The following is a 16,139-nucleotide window of genomic DNA, read 5'->3' on the forward strand; positions in this document are numbered from 1 at the left end:
CCGCTGGCAACGCCGACTCCACCTGCCCACCCTCTGAAGGCAGAGGCCGGGCAGCGGGGCGACGTGCGCCGTCGCCCCGCTGCCCATTCAGCTACTGCGCAACGGGTCTTCAAGACCAGCCCGGTGATATCAGCGGAAATGGAGAGAAGGCGGCGAAGAGGGGGCCTGCCTCCGCGTCACACCAGCCACCGGTCTTCGGCGCGGATGCCGTCCAGAACACGCTGGATTACTGACGCACCTTCGTCCTCATTCCAGCGTGAACCGTCCGGATGACGCCACGTGGTTCCGCAGCGGAAAGCCACAGGACGAACGTCGCAGAAGCGGGACACAGTGCCTGGAACGAGCGTGATGCCGATGGCATAAAGGGCACCGGTGTACGGGCCATCGGCCAGAGCCTCACGTGCAAGAGCGCGAGCCTGTTCGTCCTCACTCTCGTCGCAGACATCCTCAAATATCCCATCGGTAACGAGACCGAGCATCTCAACTGGAGGCAGGTCATGGGGGGAACCAGCGTCGGCACTGGGGCACATCCAGCCCACCTCGTCCACAAAGTCGGTCAGCGTCTGCACCCGCAACGTCAACTCCTCTGGTTCTGGATTCAAGGTGATGCGGTCACAGGTGACCTCGATGGTGCCCAGGTAGAGGTATTCTCTCGTCTGCTCGCTACTTATCTTCAACAGGTTCCCTCCCTGGTCGCGTTACCATCAGTGTATCACCCTATAAGGTGACATCTGATAGAACGACACCGTGAGAGGCGGATTTAAGACCCTCTGGATGTGGAAAGTTTTCCCCCAGATGAGCAGCACATTCAGGAGATGCAGCGGCGGCTGGGGCAGCGCATCATGCAACTCCGTAAAGGGAGAGGATGGAGCCAGGACACGTTTGCCCACCTGGCAGGACTGAATAGGGCGTATCCAAACAAGATCGAAAAGGCCAAGGTAGACCTGAGGTTCAGCACCCTTGTGCGGATTGCCAACGTCTTCGACATGACGGTGGACAGCTTGCTGACGTTCGATTGGCACGCAGCGTCCGACCCAGGAAAAAGTAAATGACGTGGGCTGTCAGCGTCCCACTCTTTTCTTCATGACCCACGTCAGCCGCCCACCCTACGAACGCTGAGGTATTGCGCCACGACTCGTCTTCGCCTCTCCGGTTCTCGTGCGGTTTTCAGCAGCCTGTGTATCAGGGATTTGCTCCTGCTATTTCAGAGCGTCTCTTGCGCCTGACAGCGTTCGACACGCGGGGCGCGGGAGGTCTAAGGCGATTCTCTCCTTGCCCCTATCCCGTGGTCAGCAGGCGGGACTCTATGTGGCGTGGTACCGGCCTCACACGCGCACTTCCGGTCGGATGGGGAGCTGCTCGGCTCTAACCGGCTAGGTCATTGTGGCGCAGTTGTGGCACTCGGCATTCGTGCGCCGACTGTGAATGGAAAAAGCCCCGTGCTAGACGGGGCTTCTTTGGTGGGACGTGTAGGACTTGAACCTACAACCCGCTGATTAAAAGTCAGCTGCTCTACCGATTGAGCTAACGTCCCGGTCATTTCCCGCTGGGGCCGCGAAGCTTCAGCGGGAGTGAGTATACGGAGCCTTCCCGGAGGTGTCAACGCGGCCCGGAAGTCAGCGTTTCATCTGAGGCGGCATGGGGGGCATTTTGGGCGGCTTCATGCCTGGACCCAGCCCCTTGCCACCGCTCATGCGCTGGAGCATCTTCATCATGTCCTTCATCTGCTCGTGCATCTTCAGGAGGCGGTTGATGTCCTGCACGGTGTGGCCGCTGCCCGCCGCGATGCGCTTGCGGCGCTTGCCGTCGATGATCTTGGGGTTACGGCGTTCCTTCACCGTCATGGAGGAGATCATCGCATCGATGCGCTGAATCTGCTTCTCGTCCACGTTGAAGCCCTCGGGCAGCGCGCGGCTCATGCCGGGAATCAGCTTGAGGAGGTCGCCCAGCGGCCCCATCTTGCGAATCTGGCGCAGCTGAAGCAGCAGGTCTTCGAGGTCGAAGTCGCCGGGCTTCTTGACCTCCATCGCCTTGAGGTCGGCCTGCTGCGCGCGCTCGATCAGCCCCAGCACGTCGCCCATGCCCAGGATGCGGCCCGCCACCCGGTCGGGGTAGAAGGGTTCGAGGCCCGTCAGTTTCTCGCTGGTGCCCGCGAAGTAAATCGGATGGCCAGTCACGCTGCGGGCCGAAAGCGCCGCGCCGCCGCGGGCGTCGCCGTCCATCTTGGTGATGATCAGGCCCGAGAGGTTCACGCGCTCGTCGAACACGCGCGCCACGTTCAGCGCCTCCTGGCCGGTCATCGCGTCCACCACCAGCAGCGTCTCGGTGGGCTTCAGCTCGGTCTGGAGGTTCGCGAGCTGGTCCATCAGCGCCTCGTCGATCTGGAGGCGGCCCGCCGTGTCCACGATCACGAGGTCGCGGTAGTCGGTCTTGAGGTACTCGTCCAGACGCCGCTTCGTTTCCTGGGGCGTCTCGCCGTCATTCACCTTGAGGACCGGCACGCCCACCTGCTTCGCCAGCACTTCGAGCTGGTCACGCGCGGCAGGGCGCTGGGTGTCGGCGGCGACCAGCAGCACGCGGCGGCCCTTGCTCTTGTAGTGGGCGGCCAGCTTGCCGGTGCTGGTCGTCTTGCCCGCGCCCTGGAGGCCCACCATGAACCAGACGTTTCCGTCGGTCTTGAGGGTCGGCTGCTTCGCCTCGCCGCCCAGCGTCTCGATCAGTTCGTCGTGGACAAGTTTCACGACCGTCTGCCCGCCGGTCAGCGACCCCGTCACCTCCTGCCCGACGGCCTTCTCGCTGACCTTCGCCACGAAATCCTTGGCGACATTGAAGTTCACGTCCGCTTCGAGCAGCGCCATGCGAATCTCGCGCATGGCCGTCTTGACCTGCGCGTCGGTGAGTTTGCTCTCCCGCCCGACGCGGTCGAGAATGTCCTGCAACTTGTTTCCGAGCGCCTCAAACATAGGGCGAGGCTAGCACGCACGCACAAAACGCTTGGTGTAGCTTGCACCGATGCCCAAACTCGTCCGCGACCGCATTCCCGAACTGTTTCCCGAGAGCCGCTACCGAACCCTGACTACCCCCGAATACGCCGGGGCACTCCGGGCCAAGCTGGAGGAGGAGGCGCGGGAATACCTGACCGACCGCACCCCGGAGGAACTCGCGGACGTGCTGGAAGTGCTGCACGCGCTGGCGGCGCTCCACGGCCTCACGCCAGCCGAACTGGAGGCGCTGCGGGTGCGCAAGGCAGCCGAACGCGGGGGCTTCGAGCGCCGCCTCTGGCTGGAATGACCGGGCAGCGAACCTAACGCCCGTTAGCCTCCCCGCGCTACACTGCCCCCATGAACAAAGCCGTAATTGTCTCGGCCTCACGCACGCCGGTCGGGAAGTTCCTGGGGGCGCTGTCGGACGTGACTGCCGTGGAACTGGGGGCCACCACCCTGCGCGAAACACTGAAGCGGGCCGGGATTCCCGCCGACCTCATCGAGGACGTCATCATGGGGCAGGTCGTGCAGGCGGGGAGCGGGCAGAACCCGGCGCGGCAGGCGGCCCTGAAAGCCGGTCTGCTGCCCGAGGTGGGGGCCGTGACCATCAACAAGGTGTGCGGCTCGGGCCTCAAGGCCGTGATTCTGGCAGCCCAGGCCATCCGCGCGGGCGACCAGACCGCCGTGCTGGCGGGCGGCATGGAAAGCATGAGCAACGCGCCGTACCTCCTACCCGGCGCGCGCAAGGGCTACCGCCTGGGCAACGCGCAGGTGCTGGACGCGAACACGCACGACGGCCTGTGGTGCTCCATCAACGACGAGGGCATGGGTCTGACCGGCGAGCGCGTGGCCGAGAAGTATGGCATCGGGCGGGAAGCCCAGGACGCCTACGCGACCGGCAGCCACCAGAAGGCGATGGCCGCGCAACAGGGCGGGCGCTTCCAGGAAGAAATCGTGCCCGTCACCGTGAAGGGCCGCAAGGGCGACACGGTCGTGGACACCGACGAGGGGCCGCGCGCCGACACCAGCCCAGAGACGCTGGCAAGGCTCAAGCCTGCGTTCAAGACGGACGGCACGGTCACGGCGGGCAACGCGCCCGGCCTGAACGACGGCGCGTCCAGCCTGCTGATCATGTCCGAGGAAGCGGCTCAGGCACACGGCCTCACGCCGATGGCCGAGATCACCTCCTACGCCACCGGCGGCCTCGCCCCCGAGTGGGTAATGATGACGCCCGTGCCCGCCACCCAGAAACTGCTGAAAAACAGCGGCATGAGCGTGGACGACGTGGACCTCTGGGAGCTGAACGAGGCCTTCAGTGTCCAGAGCCTCGCCGTGCAGCGCGAGCTGGGGCTGGACCCCGAGCGGGTGAACGTGAACGGCGGCGCGGTGGCGCTGGGGCACCCCATCGGCGCTTCGGGCGCGCGCATCCTGGTCACGCTGCTGTACGCGCTGCGGCAGCAGGACAAGGAAACGGGCGTGGCGACCCTGTGCATGGGCGGCGGCAATGGCCTCGCGCTCAGCGTCAAGCGGCTAGGCTGAGCTGCATGACGCCGACGAACGCGCCGACCCTGTGGATCATCACCAGCCGTTATCTCAAGCCCGCCCAGGCACTGGCGGACGTCACGCCCCGGCACCGCGCCTGGCTCGACCAGCATTACCGCTCGGGCCTCTTCCTCGTGTCGGGGCGCAAGGTGGACGGCACGGGCGGCGTCCTGTTGGCGCAGGCCGAGAGTCAGGCACAGTTGGAAGAGGTCTTCCGGGATGACCCCTTCGTGTTGGAGGGCTGCTCGGAGTACACCTACACGCCCTTCACGCCGGTCAAGCGGGGTCAGGCGCTGACGCTGGAGGGCGTGGCGCTGGTGGAGTGAAAAGCAGCCAGCTTCCAGCTGCCAGTCGCCAGCTTTTGTAGCTGGAAGCTGGCTGCTGGAAGCCTTCTCAAAGGAGAAAAAATGAAATTCGGAGTTATCGGAGCAGGACAGATGGGCGGCGGCATTGCGCAGGTGGCAGCGCAGAGTGGGTTCGACGTGGTGGTGCAGGACGTGAAACAGGAGTTCCTGGCCCGCGGTCAGGCGACCATTGAAAAGAGCCTCGCCAAGCTGCACGAGAAGGGCCGACTGACGGGCACGCCCGCCGAGGTGCTGGGCCGCATCCAGTTCACCACCAACCTTCAGGACTTCGCGGACTGTGACCTGGTGGTCGAAGCCATCGTGGAAAACGAGGCGGTCAAGGCGCAGCTTTTCCGGCAACTGGGCGAGATCGTCAAGCCCGAGGGGATTCTGGCGAGCAACACCTCCTCTATCCCGATCACCAGCCTCGCCACCGCCTCGGGCCGCCCGGAGCGGTTCATCGGGATGCACTTCATGAACCCGGTGCCGCTGATGGCGCTCGTCGAGGTGATCCGGGGCTACTCCACCAGCGACGAGACGGCGCAGAAGGTGACGGAGGCGGCGCGGCAGATGAGCAAGACGCCCGTGGAGTGCAACGACTACCCCGGCTTCGTCTCCAACCGCATCCTGATGCCGATGCTGAACGAGGCCATCCAGTGCGTGATGGAGGGCGTGGCCGAGCCGGAAGCCATCGACCAGATCATGAAGCTGGGCATGAACCACCCGATGGGGCCGCTGACGCTGGCGGACTTTATCGGCCTGGACACCTGCCTTGCCATCATGGAAGTGCTGCACCAGGGCCTGGGCGACGACAAATACCGCCCCTCGCCCCTGCTGCGGAAGATGGTGCAGGCGGGGCTGCTGGGACGCAAGAGCGGGCGCGGGTTTTACAGCTATGAGCAGTAAGCTCTGAGCTATGAGGAAAAGGAGCGGAAGCCAATGCCTTCCGCTCCTTTTCCTCATAGCTCACGGCTCATAGCTCAGCACCTCTTCAGCTATGGCCGGGGTCGGAGTCGTCGGTGGGGCGGCCGTGCTTGCCCGGATTCTCGTCCGGCTGCGGGGTGTTGTCGTTCGGCTGGTCTATCGGCGTCGGCTCGTCGTGGCTCTCGGTGCGCGAGCGGGCGCTCTCGGAAAGCTGGCCGCTTTCTCCCTCGCCTTTGCGGTCTGTCATGGTGGGCCTCCTCCAGTTCAGCCTAGCCGCTCACGGGGACAACAGGTGGCCAGCTTAAGACGCCCTGAAGCGCGGCCCTCAGCGCCCCTGCCGGTAGTATTCCGCGTTCGGCACGAAGCCCAGGGCGCTGCTGATGCGGTTGGTCATGTTGAACATGCCGATCACCTGCACGAGTTCCATGATCTGGTGGTCGTCCAGGCCCACGGCGCGCAGGGGGTCCAGGTCCGCCGCCGTGACCTCGGCGGGGTGGCGGGTGAGTTTCTCGGCGTACTCGGCCAGGGTGCGCTCGCGCTCGGTGAGGTCGGCGTGCCGCCAGTTCACGGCCACCGCGTCGGCCTTCTGCGGGTCGCCGCCAAACTCGCGCAAGGCGGCCCCGTGCGATACGGCGCAGTAGAGGCAGCGGTTGATGCCGCTCACCACGACGGCGACCAGCTCGCGCTCGGCGTTGGTCAGATACCCCTCCTTGTTCAGCAGGAGGTTGAAATAGTTCCACCAGGCCAGGAACTGCTCACCGTTCACGGCCTGCGCCCGGAACACGTTGGGCACGAAGCCGATGTTCGCCTCGGCCTTGCCCCACAGCTTGCGCACGCCCTCGGGCACCTGCGTCTCGTCGGGGACGGGCAGGAAGGAGAGGCGGTTCGTTCCGGCTTCCGGCTGGGTTGTGGTCATGGGTTCAGCTTACTGTGGGAATGGGGACATCACGCCCCCTGCTGGAACCTCCATCCCCGTCACGCCGTATCTGTCAGGGATATGAGCCTGGCCTTTCTCGTCTTTCTGCTCGCCTGGGCGGTCGGCATGGTCGGCACCTTCGTGCCCGCGCTGCCCGCGACCCTGATTATCTTTGCCGGGGCGGCCGGAGCCACCTTCATCGACGGCTTTCAGCTCTGGCCTGACCTGCCCTTTTTGCTCACCTTCGGCGTGGTCACGGTGCTGGTCACGCTGGTGGACAACGTGGCCTCGGCCTGGGGCGCGCGGCGCTACGGCGGCAGCAAGCAGGCGGGGTGGGGGGCGCTGGCGGGCGGTCTGGTCGGCCTCTTCATCCCGTTCGGCCTGATCGTGGGGCCGCTGGCGGGGGCGCTGCTGGTGGAGTTGCTGGTGGTCCGCAAGCCGCCCGGTGCCGCGCTGCGGGCGGCCTGGGGCACCCTGGTCGGCCTGCTCACCGGCCTCGCCGCCAAGGTGGTGCTGCACCTGCTGATGGGCGCGTACACGCTGTGGCGGCTGTGGGACCCGGCGAGGAGCGTCTTTTGAGGGATGAGGAAAGAGGGGGCAAGGCCCCGTCCCTGAACCCCCATCACGTCTCAGAACATCTGCACCAGCACCGGCAACAGGCCCAGCGCCGTCAGGCCCAGCGCGGGGAGCAGGGGCAACAGGGTGCCGGTCAGGGCACGGCGGCGGTCATCCGTCAGGGTCAGGAAGCCGCGATAGGCGAGGGCGAACTGGAGGAGGGGCGCGAGCAGCATCAGCAGCACGGCGATGCGTGCCAGCGGCCAGTGGGCCAGCGCTCGCAGAGTTGTCTGCTGCCGGTGCAGCGCATCAGACTCCAGGAAAAAGGACGGCCACTCGGGCTGCGGCAACACCAGCAGCAGCGCGGCCAGCAGCAGATACAGCGGCGGCAGCAGCACAAAAGTCGCGCCGTACACCTCCGCCGCCCGGCCCTCCCGCCCTGCGCCGAGGTACCCCAGCCCCGCCATCAGCGCCGCGCCCAGCACCGTCAGGAAGAAGGTCCCGAAGGCGTTGGTCGCGTGGGCGGTGAAGGCAGGCGTGGCATTCTCCAGCCCGGCCGTGGCCGCCACGACGGGCCGCAGCAGCACCGCGTACAGCACGCCCGCCAGCGCGGCGGCCAGCAGCACCGGGGCCACGTAGCGCCAGGCTCGCGGCTCGGCCGCCCGCAGCCGCTCGAAAAAGGCGCGGGGGTTGCTCAGCAGTTCGGCGGCAGGCGGTGCCTCGGGAGGAGGGGGCGGGGGGGCAGGACGGGTGCGGCGGGCCATACCCGGTCACTCTAGCGGCCCCGTTCAGGCGCGTTGCCCCCACCAGCGCCACAGCAGCCAGGCGGCCAGGACGTACAGCCCCAGCATCAGCGCCAGCCCCCACAGGCTGCGGCCCAGGCGGCCGGGCTGCGCGGCGGCCTGCGCGCGGGCGTCGGCCATCACCTGCGGCGGAATCAGGCGCAGGGCCAACCACAGCCCGGCGGGCACCAGCAGCAGGTCGTCGAGTTGCCCCAGCACCGGGATGAAGTCGGGAATCAGGTCGATGGGACTCAGCGCGTAGGCCAGGACCAGCAGGGCCAGCAGGCGGGCCGGCCAGGGCGTGCGCGGGTCGCGGGCGGCGAGGCTCAGAGCGAGAAGTTCCGCCTTAAGCCGCCGGGCAAGGGCACGCAGATGCCCCAGCACCCCGCGGGTCAGCGCAGTGCCCCGCGCAGGCCGGTAAGGGCCTGCTGCACCGCCGGGAACGTAAAGGCCGCCGACGCCACCCCGAACAGCAGGATGACCACGTAGGCCCCACTCAGCCAGGGGCCGGGGGCACGGCGCTCCTGGGGGTCGGGCCGGGGCGTGAGCCACAGGTGCAGCACAGCCAGCACCACCCCGCCGAACAGCAGCGACCCCAGCGCGACCGGCAGGGCCAGTGCCGGGTTCTGGAGGACCGCGCTGGCCTGCGCCGTGTCGCCCAGATTGTGGCGCGCGACGAAGGCCCCCAGCACCACCGCCAGCGTGTTGTTCAGCGCGTGGACAATCACGCTGTTCCACAGGCTGCCGGTGTGCTGCGTGAGGCGGGCCAGGGCGTAGGCCAGCGGCAGGATGCCCGCGACGCTCGCCGGGACCCCATGCGCGATGCCGAAGGCGAAGGTGGTCGTCAGCGCCGCGACCAGGAAACCTGCCGCCCGCTCGTGTCCGCGCAGCATCAGGCCCCGGAAGGCCACCTCCTCCGCGAAGGGCACCAGCACGCCCGCCGCCAGCACCAGCGCCCACAGATCCGGACCGTGGCTGAGAAACTGCGGAATCGCGTCCGCCCCACTCGGAAACAGCGTCACAAAGGCCAGCGCAAAGGCGCGCGAGGCCAGAAAGGCCAGCACGAACGCGGCCAGCGCTGTGCCCCACGAGGGCGGCGTACGCCAGCGCGTGTCGCGGACCAGGGCCGTGAGCGTGGGCCGGAAGGCCAGCAGCCCGACCAGCACCGTCGCCACGAAGGACCCCAGCAGCGCCGTGCCCAGCGGCACCCGCAGCCCCAGCAGCAGCGCCGACACCACGTTCTGCACCAGCAGCAGCGTCAGCGCCGCGCGGTTGCCGTCCACCGCACGGATGCCCGGCCCAGGCGGCGGGACGGGCGCATCCGTGGGGGGAAGCGGGGGGGCGGGGGGCACGTCCGGGACCGTCATGGGGGTCAGCCTACCGCGTGAGAGCGGGAGGGAGCCTCCAACAAAAGGCGGAGGTCGGCGGGCCAGCCCTCATGCCGTCAGCACCCGGATGGCCTCCTCCAGGGCCTCGTCGCTGACCTGATGGTGCAGCACGAAGCGCACCGAATCCGGCCCCAGGGCACTCGCCAGCACCCCCTGCCCGGCCCAGCGGGCCACCTGGGCCGCCGCGTCCGGCAGAGTAACGTAGATGATGTTGGTCTGCACGGCGGCGAGATTCACGTCAAAGCCCGCCTCGGCCAGCGCCTGCGCGAGCCGGCGGGTGCGGCGGTGGTCGGCCTTCAGGCGGGCGGGGCCGTCACGCAGGGCCACCAGCGCGGCGGCGGCCAGCACCCCGGCCTGCCGCATCCCGCCGCCCATCATCTTGCGGTAGCGGTGCGCCCCCCTCATCGCGGCGGCGCTGCCCACCAGCACGCTGCCGACGGGCGCACCCAGCCCCTTGCTGAGGCACACGCTGACCGTGTCGAAATGGCGCGTGATTTCGGAGACGGGCACGCCCAGCGCGGCGGCGGCGTTGAAGACCCGCGCGCCGTCGAGGTGCAGGGGTAGGCCCTCCGCGTCCGCGACCCCCCGGATGGCGGCCAGCACCTCCAGCGGAATCACCGTGCCGCCCGCCTTGTTGTGGGTGTTTTCCAGGCTGATGAGGCCAGTGGGCGACTGATGGACAGAGTGGCGCACCGCCAGGCGCACCCCCTCCGGGTCGGGCACCCCCAGCGGCGCGGGCACGAAGCGCGGCACCACGCCGGAAAAGGTCGCCATCATTCCGAGTTCCCACTCGTAGATGTGCGACCCCTCGGCGCAGACCACCTCCTCGCCCCGGCGGGTGTGCAGCGCAATCGCCACCTGGTTGGTCATGGTGCCGCTGGGCATGAAGAGGCCCGCCTCGAACCCCGTCAGGCGCGCGACCTCCGCCTGGAGGGCATTGACCGTGGGGTCCTCGCCGTACACGTCGTCCCCGACGGCCGCCTGCGCCATCGCCTCCCGCATCTCGGGGGTGGGCGTGGTGACGGTGTCGGAACGGAGGTCGGCCAGGACGCGGGGGAGGGTGGCAGTCATGGGGGGAATGGTACGCGGTGCGCGGGGAGCGGTGCGCGGTCAGGACTTCTTTTGACCGCGCACCGCGTACTGCACACCTATCCCGCCGCCGCCTTCCGCGCCTCGATCACCTTCTTCGCCAGGTGTTCGGGCAGGTCCTGATAGCCGTGGGGCTTGACGCTGAAGGCCCCGCGGTCGCCGGTCAGGCTGCGGAGGTCGGCGCTGTAGGTCTGGAGTTCGGCCTGCGGAACGACGGCGGTGATGGTGATGACCGTGCCTTCCGGGTCCATGCCCTGCACGCGGGCGCGGCGGGTCTGGAGGTCGCCGATCAGGTCACCGGTGAAGCTCGCGGGGGCACGCACCCGCAGCAGCATCACGGGTTCCAGCAGCGTCGGCCTGGCCCCCTCCACCGCATTGCGAAAGGCCAATGCCCCGGCGGTGCGGAAGGCGAGGTCGCTGCTGTCCACGTCGTGATAGCTGCCGTGCGTGACGGCCACGTGGACATCCTGCATGGGATAGCCCGCGAGCGGTCCCTTCCCCATCGCGTCCCCCACGCCCTTCTCGATGCTGGGGAGGTACTTGCCGGGAATCGCGCCCCCCACCACTTCCGAGCGGAAGGCCGTGCCGGAACCGGGTTCCAGCCGCAGGTGGCAGTCGCCGTACTGGCCGTGTCCGCCCGACTGCTTCCTGTGCTTGCCCTGCGCCTGCGCCGACGCCCGGATGGTTTCGCGGTAGGGAATCTGCGGCACGCCCGTGTCCACGTTCACGCCCAGGGCCGCGAGCTTCTCCACTGCGATGGTCGTGTGCATGTCGCCCATGCCCGACAGCAGCAGCTCGCCGGTCTGGGGTTCGCGGGCAAAGCGCAGGGTGGGGTCCTCGTCCAGCAGGCGGGTCAGGGCCGCGCCCAGCCGGTCCTCGTCCTGGCGGGTTTTCGGGAAGAGGGCGACCGTGTGGGCCGGGTCGGGCAGAAGGAGCGGGTCGTACTCGATGGGCGCGGCGGGGTCGGCCAGGGTGTCCCCGGTGTGCAGCTCGGGCAACTTGGTGAGCACGCCGATCATGCCGGCCCGGAGTTCAGGCACCTCGGTCAACTCCTTGCCGCTCACCACGTACAGGTGGGCGGGTTTCACGTCCACGCCGCGGGTGGTGTTCCGCAGCGTGTCGCCGGGGCGCAGGGTGCCGCTCCAGACGCGGATATAGGCCAGCTTGCCCACGAAGGGGTCCACCGAGACGCGCCACACGCGGGCCGAGGCGGGCGCGTCCGGCGTCGGCTCGCGCGTCTGCCCGTCCAGGCCGGTCAGCACGCCGCGCTCGGAGGCGCTGCGCAGCCCCTCCACCATCAGATTCAGCAGTTCGGGGACGCCCACGCCTGTCTCGGCACTCACCGGCAGGACCGGGTAGAGGGTGCCTGCGTGGACTGCCCGCAGGAAGGCGGCGCGCAGTTCGTCCGGGCCGATCTCCTCCCCCTCCAGATAGCGGTTCATCAGGGCGTCGTCGGTCTCGACGATAGCGTCCACCAGGGCCTCGCGGGCCTCGCGTAGCGCCTCGCGGAGTTCGCCGGGCACGCTGCCCGGGTCCGCGTCCAACACGTCCACCACCGCCCGGAAGTCCGGCCCCTCGCCCACCGGCAAAAAGGCCGCCGCCACCGGGCCTTTTAAACTCGCGCGGATGTCGGCCAGCACCGCGTGGAAGTTGGCGCGCTCGCGGTCCATCTTGCCGATGACGACCACGCGCGGCATCGAGAAGCGGTCGGCGGTGGCCCAGACGCGCTCGGTGCCCACCTCCACACCGCTTACCGCGCTCACCAGCACCAGCACCGAATCCGCCGCCCGGATGCCCCCGCGAATCTCGCGCACGAAGTCGGCGTAGCCCGGCGTATCCAGCAGGGTGATGTCGGTGCCGCCGCGCCTGAGCCGCAGCACCCCGGTCGTGATGGAGAAGCCGTGCTGTTTCTCGGCGTCAGTGTGGTCGCTCTGGGTGGTGCCGTCGGGCACACGCCCGGCACGTGGCAAGGCCCCGCTCAGGGCGAGCAGGGCCTCCGACAGCGTGGTTTTTCCCGCACCGCTGTGCGCGGCGAGACTCACAATCCGAACCGGGGTATGGCCGGACGAGACGGACTCAGACGGCATGCAAGATCACCGGACCCTTTCCAGACACGAAGCAAGAAGCAGGCAGGCGAACGACCACCACGCGGGCAGAGGCGATTGAAGGTGCCCAGAGCTTACACCCGCGGTCGGCGCGGCGGCTCAGTGGTCAGCCAGGGGGCAAGTGAAGGGGGAACGGTGTCGTCCGGGCCGTGCAGGACCCCGGCCCTGACACAGCCGACAGCGAAAAGCAAGGCCCGGCGCGGCTCCTTCCTAGGTTCATGACCTCCTGCTCAAGGTCACCTCAGGAGGGGCTTTAGCTGCGGCTCAGCAGAAGGTGAGCTGTAGCACTCAGACTGCGGCAGTACCGGAAACGCCCTGGCAAGTGATCAGGCGCAACGGCATCTCAAGTACAACGGAGGCTTCATATGACCCAGAACCAGACTTACCTCGTCCGCCTGTCCGATCTGAACAGCGACAGCCAGCTCGACCTGAACGGGACGGGCGTGTACAACCCCAGCGGCAACACCGCCTACGGGTACAACGGCGAGAAGATCGGCACCGTGCGCGACGCGCTGGTCAACCCTGACACCGGCCGCATCCGTTACCTGATCCTGGATGTGGGCGGCTGGTTCTCCTCGAAGGAAGTGGCCGTGCCAGTCGGTGAGGCCCGCTTCGCGGACGACGCAGTGTACTTCGACAACCTGACCCGCGACCAGGCGCGCGATCTGGACCAGTACAGCATGGAGCAGCAGTACACCGACGAGCGCTTCGCCACCAACGAGCGCGTGCTGCGCGGCACGGACACCACCGAGACGGAAAGCACCTACCGCGACCGTGCCTACCGCACGCCTGACCGCCTCCAGCTGCTCGAAGAGCGCCTGGTGGTCAACAAGGACCGCATCCGCGCCGGGTCGGTGGAGATCGGCAAGCACGTCGAAACCCGCCAGGAAACCGTGAATGTGCCCCTCCAGCGCGAGGAAGTCATCATCGAGCGTCACCCCGTGACCGATGCCCGCCCGGTGGACGGCGCGGTGCTGGGCGCGGCCAGTGAGACCGTGCGTGTGGACCTGGAAGCCGAGCGCGCCAACGTCCAGAAGCAGGCCTACGTGACCGAGGAAGTCGAGATCGGCAAGCGCACCGTGACCGAGACGCAGGCCGTGACCGACACCGTGGGCCGCGAGGTGCTGGACGTGAACAAGACCGGCGAAGTGCGCCTGGAAAACGGTGACCGCATGGACACGACCACCCGCACCGACACGACTGTCACGGACACCACCCGGACGGACCGCGACCTCTAAGCTGGCGGGCAGAGCAGGGCGGGGGCAACCCCGCCTCTTTGCTGTACGGCTGGGGGTCAGCGCCGGCAAAAGCCTCAACCTCAGGGCGGGGAGAAAGGAAGCAGGCATGGACGAACGAGAGCGGGAGCAACAGGCGCTGGACACGGCCGGGCTGGCCGAGGGCACCGAGCGGCGCGAAATCGTCGAGCGGCTCGTGCTGCACGAGGAGCGGGCCGAGGTGGAGGTGCTGCGCGACCTCACGGGCGCGGTGCAGATTCGCCGGGTGGTGACCGAGCGGCAGGAGGTGGTGCCGGTCACGCTGACCAACGAACACCTGGAAATCACGGTCACCGACGGCGTGGGCCGCGTCCGCATGAACGGCGAGGTGCTGGAGCCGGGGCGCGTCTACACGGTGGAACTCTCCGAGGAGCGGGCGGAGGTTCGCAAGCAGGTCTTTCCCCTTCAGGAAGTCACCATCGCCAAGCAGCGCCAGACCTTTACCCACAGCGAGCAGATCACGCTGCGCCGCGAGGAACTGGACGTGCAGGGCCTGGAGGGCGAGGTCCGCGAACTGGACAGCACCCGGACAGACAACCTCTGAAGGTCAGCTTCTCCCGCCCACCGCGACCTATCCTGCTCCCATGAAGCAGGGCAGCCCGGTGGGCGAACTTATTGTGACGCCGGACGGCTCGCGCACGGCGCAGAGTCTCCGTTTCGGCGAGGCCTACGGCTCGCGGCACGGCGCGGCGGCGCAGGCCCGACATGTCTTTGTGGAGGGCACCGGAACGGACCAGCACCCGGCCCCGCGTGTGCTGGAGGTAGGCTTCGGCCTGGGGGTAAACTTCCGCGCCACCCTGGCGGAGGTGGCCCGCCGGGGCACGGCCCTGGAATACCTCGCCTACGAGTTCGACCCCGCCCCGGCCGGGGTGCTGCGCGCGGTCGGGGCGGGCGGCGAGGGGGCCAACCATCCCGCCTGGGCCGCGCTGCTGGCCGGGTGGGGTCAGGCCTCGCCCCTGGTGGTCGAGGTGCCGGGCGTCACCCTGACGGTCCATTTCGGGGACGTGCTGGAGGCGGAGTTGCCGCAGAGCTGGGCCACAGCCCTCTATCTGGATGGCTTCTCGCCCGCCCGGAATCCCGAGGTGTGGACCCCGGCGCTGGCCGGGCGTCTGGCCCAGGCCCTCGCGCCGGGAGGGGTCCTGGCGACCTACAGCGCCGCCGGGCACGTCCGCCGCACGCTGGCGGGGGCCGGGCTGCGGCCAGAGCGGCGGCCCGGTCCCCCCGGCAAACGCGAATGCCTGTGGGCCGTGCGGGAAGCGTGAGCAGCCAGCCCCACGTGCTGGTGGTCGGCGGGGGCGTGGCGGGTGCGTCGGTCGCCTACTTCGCCGGGCAGCGGGGCGCGCGGGTGACGGTGGTGGACACCGGACTTCACGCGGCCAGCCAGGTTCCCTCCGCGCTGGTCAACCCCGTGCGGGGCCAGTCGGGACAGGTGGCGGCAGGGGCCGTGGAGGGGCTGCGCCTCACCTGGGCGCTGGTGGACGCGCTGGGCGAAGCGGGCGTGGAGGTCCCCCACGGGCGGGGCGGCGTGCTGCGCCCCGTGCCCGACGACCGGACCCGCCAGAAGTTCGAGCGCAACCTCCCCGCGGCCTTGCCGCACCGCTGGCTCTCCGTGCAGGAACGGCCCCCCGAACTGGCGGTGGGCTGGGCACACGCCCTCTGGCTGCCGGAGGGCGGCTGGCTGGACGGGGCGGCCTTCACGGCGGGGCTGCTCAAGCTCTCGGGGGCGGAGGTCGTGCGGGCCAGGGCCACCGCCTGGGACGCACGAACGGTCACGCTGGACAGCGGCAAGCTCCTGCGGGGGGACGCCGTGGTGTGGTGCGGCGGGTCAGTGGGCGCGGGTTGGGCGGGCGAGGGGGGCACCCACCGGGCAGGCACGCTGCTGACGCTGGACCGCGCGGTGACGGAGGTGCCCTTCAGCTTCGGGGCCTATCTCGCACCCGCTGGGACGGGAGGCGTGCTGGGCGCGACCTTCGAGGCCCCCACGCCCACCTGGAAGGAACCGGCGCTGCCTCTCCCCTCCCTGCGCTGGCTGCTGGGCAAGGCCGACGCGCTGACGGACCTGAGCGGGAACCGGGTCACGGGGCGCTGGAGCGGCTCCCGCCTCGCCGGGCTGACGGCCGGGCGCGGGGCCGACGGCGTCTGGCGGCTGGCGGGGCTGGGCAGCAAGGGCTTCCTGCTGGGGCCGCTGCACGCGCGTCACGTCGCCGGTGACGTGGTGGCGGCGCTGAGAGTGTGA

19 protein-coding genes and 1 tRNA gene are annotated in these 16,139 nt (G+C 68.8%); 10 read left to right on the forward strand and 10 right to left on the reverse strand.

The window, feature by feature from the left end:
- Positions 1 to 176: 176 nt before the first annotated feature.
- Positions 177 to 677 carry a hypothetical protein gene (locus ABEA67_RS18185; protein ID WP_345468043.1) on the reverse strand — a complete coding sequence of 167 codons (501 nt, stop codon included), beginning with the start codon at positions 675 to 677 and terminating at the stop codon, positions 177 to 179.
- 99 nt (positions 678 to 776) lie between these two features.
- Between ABEA67_RS18185 and ABEA67_RS18190 the strand changes: the two genes are divergently transcribed.
- Entirely contained in the window at positions 777 to 1,052 is a 276-nt protein-coding gene (locus tag ABEA67_RS18190) for a helix-turn-helix transcriptional regulator (RefSeq protein WP_345468045.1), read from the forward strand.
- 406 nt (positions 1,053 to 1,458) lie between these two features.
- Here the strand turns inward: ABEA67_RS18190 and ABEA67_RS18195 are convergent.
- Positions 1,459 to 1,534 (reverse strand) — tRNA-Lys (locus ABEA67_RS18195).
- Positions 1,535 to 1,616: 82 nt separating this feature from the next.
- A complete protein-coding gene (ffh, locus tag ABEA67_RS18200) occupies positions 1,617 to 2,963 on the reverse strand; it encodes a signal recognition particle protein (protein WP_345468048.1) in 1,347 nt (448 codons plus the stop codon).
- 49 nt (positions 2,964 to 3,012) lie between these two features.
- Here ffh and ABEA67_RS18205 point away from each other — a divergent pair, with 49 nt between their 5' ends.
- The 4 genes from ABEA67_RS18205 to ABEA67_RS18220 all read left to right on the forward strand — a co-directional run bounded on the left by ABEA67_RS18205 (position 3,013) and on the right by ABEA67_RS18220 (position 5,776).
- Positions 3,013 to 3,291 carry a nucleoside triphosphate pyrophosphohydrolase gene (locus ABEA67_RS18205; protein ID WP_345468051.1) on the forward strand — a complete coding sequence of 93 codons (279 nt, stop codon included), beginning with the start codon at positions 3,013 to 3,015 and terminating at the stop codon, positions 3,289 to 3,291.
- Positions 3,292 to 3,341: 50 nt separating this feature from the next.
- On the forward strand, positions 3,342 to 4,523 hold the full coding sequence (locus tag ABEA67_RS18210) for a thiolase family protein (RefSeq protein WP_345468053.1): 1,182 nt from the start codon (positions 3,342 to 3,344) through the stop codon (positions 4,521 to 4,523).
- A gap of 5 nt (positions 4,524 to 4,528) precedes the next feature.
- Complete coding sequence (locus ABEA67_RS18215) at positions 4,529 to 4,852, forward strand: YciI family protein (protein ID WP_345468056.1); 324 nt, start codon at positions 4,529 to 4,531, stop codon at positions 4,850 to 4,852.
- Between the two features lie 81 nt (positions 4,853 to 4,933).
- Entirely contained in the window at positions 4,934 to 5,776 is an 843-nt protein-coding gene (locus ABEA67_RS18220; protein ID WP_345468058.1) for a 3-hydroxyacyl-CoA dehydrogenase family protein, read from the forward strand.
- A gap of 85 nt (positions 5,777 to 5,861) precedes the next feature.
- On the opposite strand, the gene ABEA67_RS18225 is transcribed toward ABEA67_RS18220, so the two are convergent.
- Both ABEA67_RS18225 and ABEA67_RS18230 read right to left on the reverse strand, forming a co-directional pair.
- Complete coding sequence (locus tag ABEA67_RS18225; RefSeq protein WP_345468060.1) at positions 5,862 to 6,041, reverse strand: hypothetical protein; 180 nt, start codon at positions 6,039 to 6,041, stop codon at positions 5,862 to 5,864.
- Positions 6,042 to 6,119: 78 nt separating this feature from the next.
- The gene (locus tag ABEA67_RS18230) at positions 6,120 to 6,710 is read right to left on the reverse strand and encodes a peroxidase-related enzyme (protein WP_345468062.1); all 591 of its coding nucleotides are present in this window, start codon (positions 6,708 to 6,710) and stop codon (positions 6,120 to 6,122) included.
- Positions 6,711 to 6,791: 81 nt separating this feature from the next.
- Between ABEA67_RS18230 and ABEA67_RS18235 the strand changes: the two genes are divergently transcribed.
- Positions 6,792 to 7,289: a DUF456 domain-containing protein gene (locus ABEA67_RS18235; protein WP_345468063.1), complete on the forward strand. Its 498-nt coding sequence runs from the start codon at positions 6,792 to 6,794 to the stop codon at positions 7,287 to 7,289.
- Between the two features lie 50 nt (positions 7,290 to 7,339).
- Here ABEA67_RS18235 and ABEA67_RS18240 read toward each other — a convergent pair whose 3' ends face one another.
- The 5 genes from ABEA67_RS18240 to ABEA67_RS18260 all read right to left on the reverse strand — a co-directional run bounded on the left by ABEA67_RS18240 (position 7,340) and on the right by ABEA67_RS18260 (position 12,611).
- Positions 7,340 to 8,029: a YIP1 family protein gene (locus ABEA67_RS18240; protein ID WP_345468065.1), complete on the reverse strand. Its 690-nt coding sequence runs from the start codon at positions 8,027 to 8,029 to the stop codon at positions 7,340 to 7,342.
- Positions 8,030 to 8,053: 24 nt separating this feature from the next.
- Positions 8,054 to 8,431, reverse strand: a complete 378-nt coding sequence (locus tag ABEA67_RS18245) for a YkvA family protein (RefSeq protein WP_345468067.1) — start codon at positions 8,429 to 8,431, stop codon at positions 8,054 to 8,056.
- Between the two features lie 8 nt (positions 8,432 to 8,439).
- Positions 8,440 to 9,414: a CPBP family intramembrane glutamic endopeptidase gene (locus tag ABEA67_RS18250; RefSeq protein ID WP_345468069.1), complete on the reverse strand. Its 975-nt coding sequence runs from the start codon at positions 9,412 to 9,414 to the stop codon at positions 8,440 to 8,442.
- Positions 9,415 to 9,483: 69 nt separating this feature from the next.
- Positions 9,484 to 10,506, reverse strand: a complete 1,023-nt coding sequence (locus ABEA67_RS18255; protein WP_345468071.1) for a threonine aldolase family protein — start codon at positions 10,504 to 10,506, stop codon at positions 9,484 to 9,486.
- 77 nt (positions 10,507 to 10,583) lie between these two features.
- Positions 10,584 to 12,611: an elongation factor G gene (locus ABEA67_RS18260; protein ID WP_345468073.1), complete on the reverse strand. Its 2,028-nt coding sequence runs from the start codon at positions 12,609 to 12,611 to the stop codon at positions 10,584 to 10,586.
- Between the two features lie 383 nt (positions 12,612 to 12,994).
- Between ABEA67_RS18260 and ABEA67_RS18265 the strand changes: the two genes are divergently transcribed.
- The 4 genes from ABEA67_RS18265 (at position 12,995) to ABEA67_RS18280 (ending at position 16,139) form a co-directional block, all read left to right on the forward strand.
- Positions 12,995 to 13,867 carry a PRC and DUF2382 domain-containing protein gene (locus ABEA67_RS18265; protein WP_345468076.1) on the forward strand — a complete coding sequence of 291 codons (873 nt, stop codon included), beginning with the start codon at positions 12,995 to 12,997 and terminating at the stop codon, positions 13,865 to 13,867.
- A 106-nt stretch (positions 13,868 to 13,973) separates the two neighbouring features.
- Entirely contained in the window at positions 13,974 to 14,447 is a 474-nt protein-coding gene (locus ABEA67_RS18270; RefSeq protein ID WP_345468078.1) for a YsnF/AvaK domain-containing protein, read from the forward strand.
- A gap of 40 nt (positions 14,448 to 14,487) precedes the next feature.
- Entirely contained in the window at positions 14,488 to 15,165 is a 678-nt protein-coding gene (gene mnmC2, locus ABEA67_RS18275; RefSeq protein WP_345468079.1) for a tRNA (5-methylaminomethyl-2-thiouridine)(34)-methyltransferase MnmC2, read from the forward strand.
- Positions 15,138 to 16,139, forward strand: a complete 1,002-nt coding sequence (locus ABEA67_RS18280) for an FAD-dependent oxidoreductase (RefSeq protein WP_345468080.1) — start codon at positions 15,138 to 15,140, stop codon at positions 16,137 to 16,139. The genes mnmC2 and ABEA67_RS18280 overlap by 28 nt, the downstream gene beginning before the upstream one ends.

Origin of the sequence: Deinococcus carri (genome assembly GCF_039545055.1) — a bacterium.
Classification (GTDB): Bacteria; Deinococcota; Deinococci; order Deinococcales; family Deinococcaceae; genus Deinococcus; species Deinococcus carri.

What these genes read in the sequence shown, in the direction of transcription:
- ABEA67_RS18240 (WP_345468065.1), bottom strand. Translation starts at nt 8,029, where the DNA reads ATGGCCCGCCGCACCCGTCCTGCCCCCCCGCCCCCTCCTCCCGAGGCA.
- ABEA67_RS18205 (WP_345468051.1), top strand. Translation starts at nt 3,013, where the DNA reads ATGCCCAAACTCGTCCGCGACCGCATTCCCGAACTGTTTCCCGAGAGC.
- ABEA67_RS18220 (WP_345468058.1), top strand. Translation starts at nt 4,934, where the DNA reads ATGAAATTCGGAGTTATCGGAGCAGGACAGATGGGCGGCGGCATTGCG.
- ffh (WP_345468048.1), bottom strand. Translation starts at nt 2,963, where the DNA reads ATGTTTGAGGCGCTCGGAAACAAGTTGCAGGACATTCTCGACCGCGTC.
- ABEA67_RS18210 (WP_345468053.1), top strand. Translation starts at nt 3,342, where the DNA reads ATGAACAAAGCCGTAATTGTCTCGGCCTCACGCACGCCGGTCGGGAAG.
- ABEA67_RS18270 (WP_345468078.1), top strand. Translation starts at nt 13,974, where the DNA reads ATGGACGAACGAGAGCGGGAGCAACAGGCGCTGGACACGGCCGGGCTG.
- mnmC2 (WP_345468079.1), top strand. Translation starts at nt 14,488, where the DNA reads ATGAAGCAGGGCAGCCCGGTGGGCGAACTTATTGTGACGCCGGACGGC.
- ABEA67_RS18255 (WP_345468071.1), bottom strand. Translation starts at nt 10,506, where the DNA reads ATGACTGCCACCCTCCCCCGCGTCCTGGCCGACCTCCGTTCCGACACC.
- ABEA67_RS18215 (WP_345468056.1), top strand. Translation starts at nt 4,529, where the DNA reads ATGACGCCGACGAACGCGCCGACCCTGTGGATCATCACCAGCCGTTAT.
- ABEA67_RS18225 (WP_345468060.1), bottom strand. Translation starts at nt 6,041, where the DNA reads ATGACAGACCGCAAAGGCGAGGGAGAAAGCGGCCAGCTTTCCGAGAGC.
- ABEA67_RS18250 (WP_345468069.1), bottom strand. Translation starts at nt 9,414, where the DNA reads ATGACGGTCCCGGACGTGCCCCCCGCCCCCCCGCTTCCCCCCACGGAT.
- ABEA67_RS18235 (WP_345468063.1), top strand. Translation starts at nt 6,792, where the DNA reads ATGAGCCTGGCCTTTCTCGTCTTTCTGCTCGCCTGGGCGGTCGGCATG.
- ABEA67_RS18230 (WP_345468062.1), bottom strand. Translation starts at nt 6,710, where the DNA reads ATGACCACAACCCAGCCGGAAGCCGGAACGAACCGCCTCTCCTTCCTG.
- ABEA67_RS18280 (WP_345468080.1), top strand. Translation starts at nt 15,138, where the DNA reads ATGCCTGTGGGCCGTGCGGGAAGCGTGAGCAGCCAGCCCCACGTGCTG.
- ABEA67_RS18265 (WP_345468076.1), top strand. Translation starts at nt 12,995, where the DNA reads ATGACCCAGAACCAGACTTACCTCGTCCGCCTGTCCGATCTGAACAGC.
- ABEA67_RS18260 (WP_345468073.1), bottom strand. Translation starts at nt 12,611, where the DNA reads ATGCCGTCTGAGTCCGTCTCGTCCGGCCATACCCCGGTTCGGATTGTG.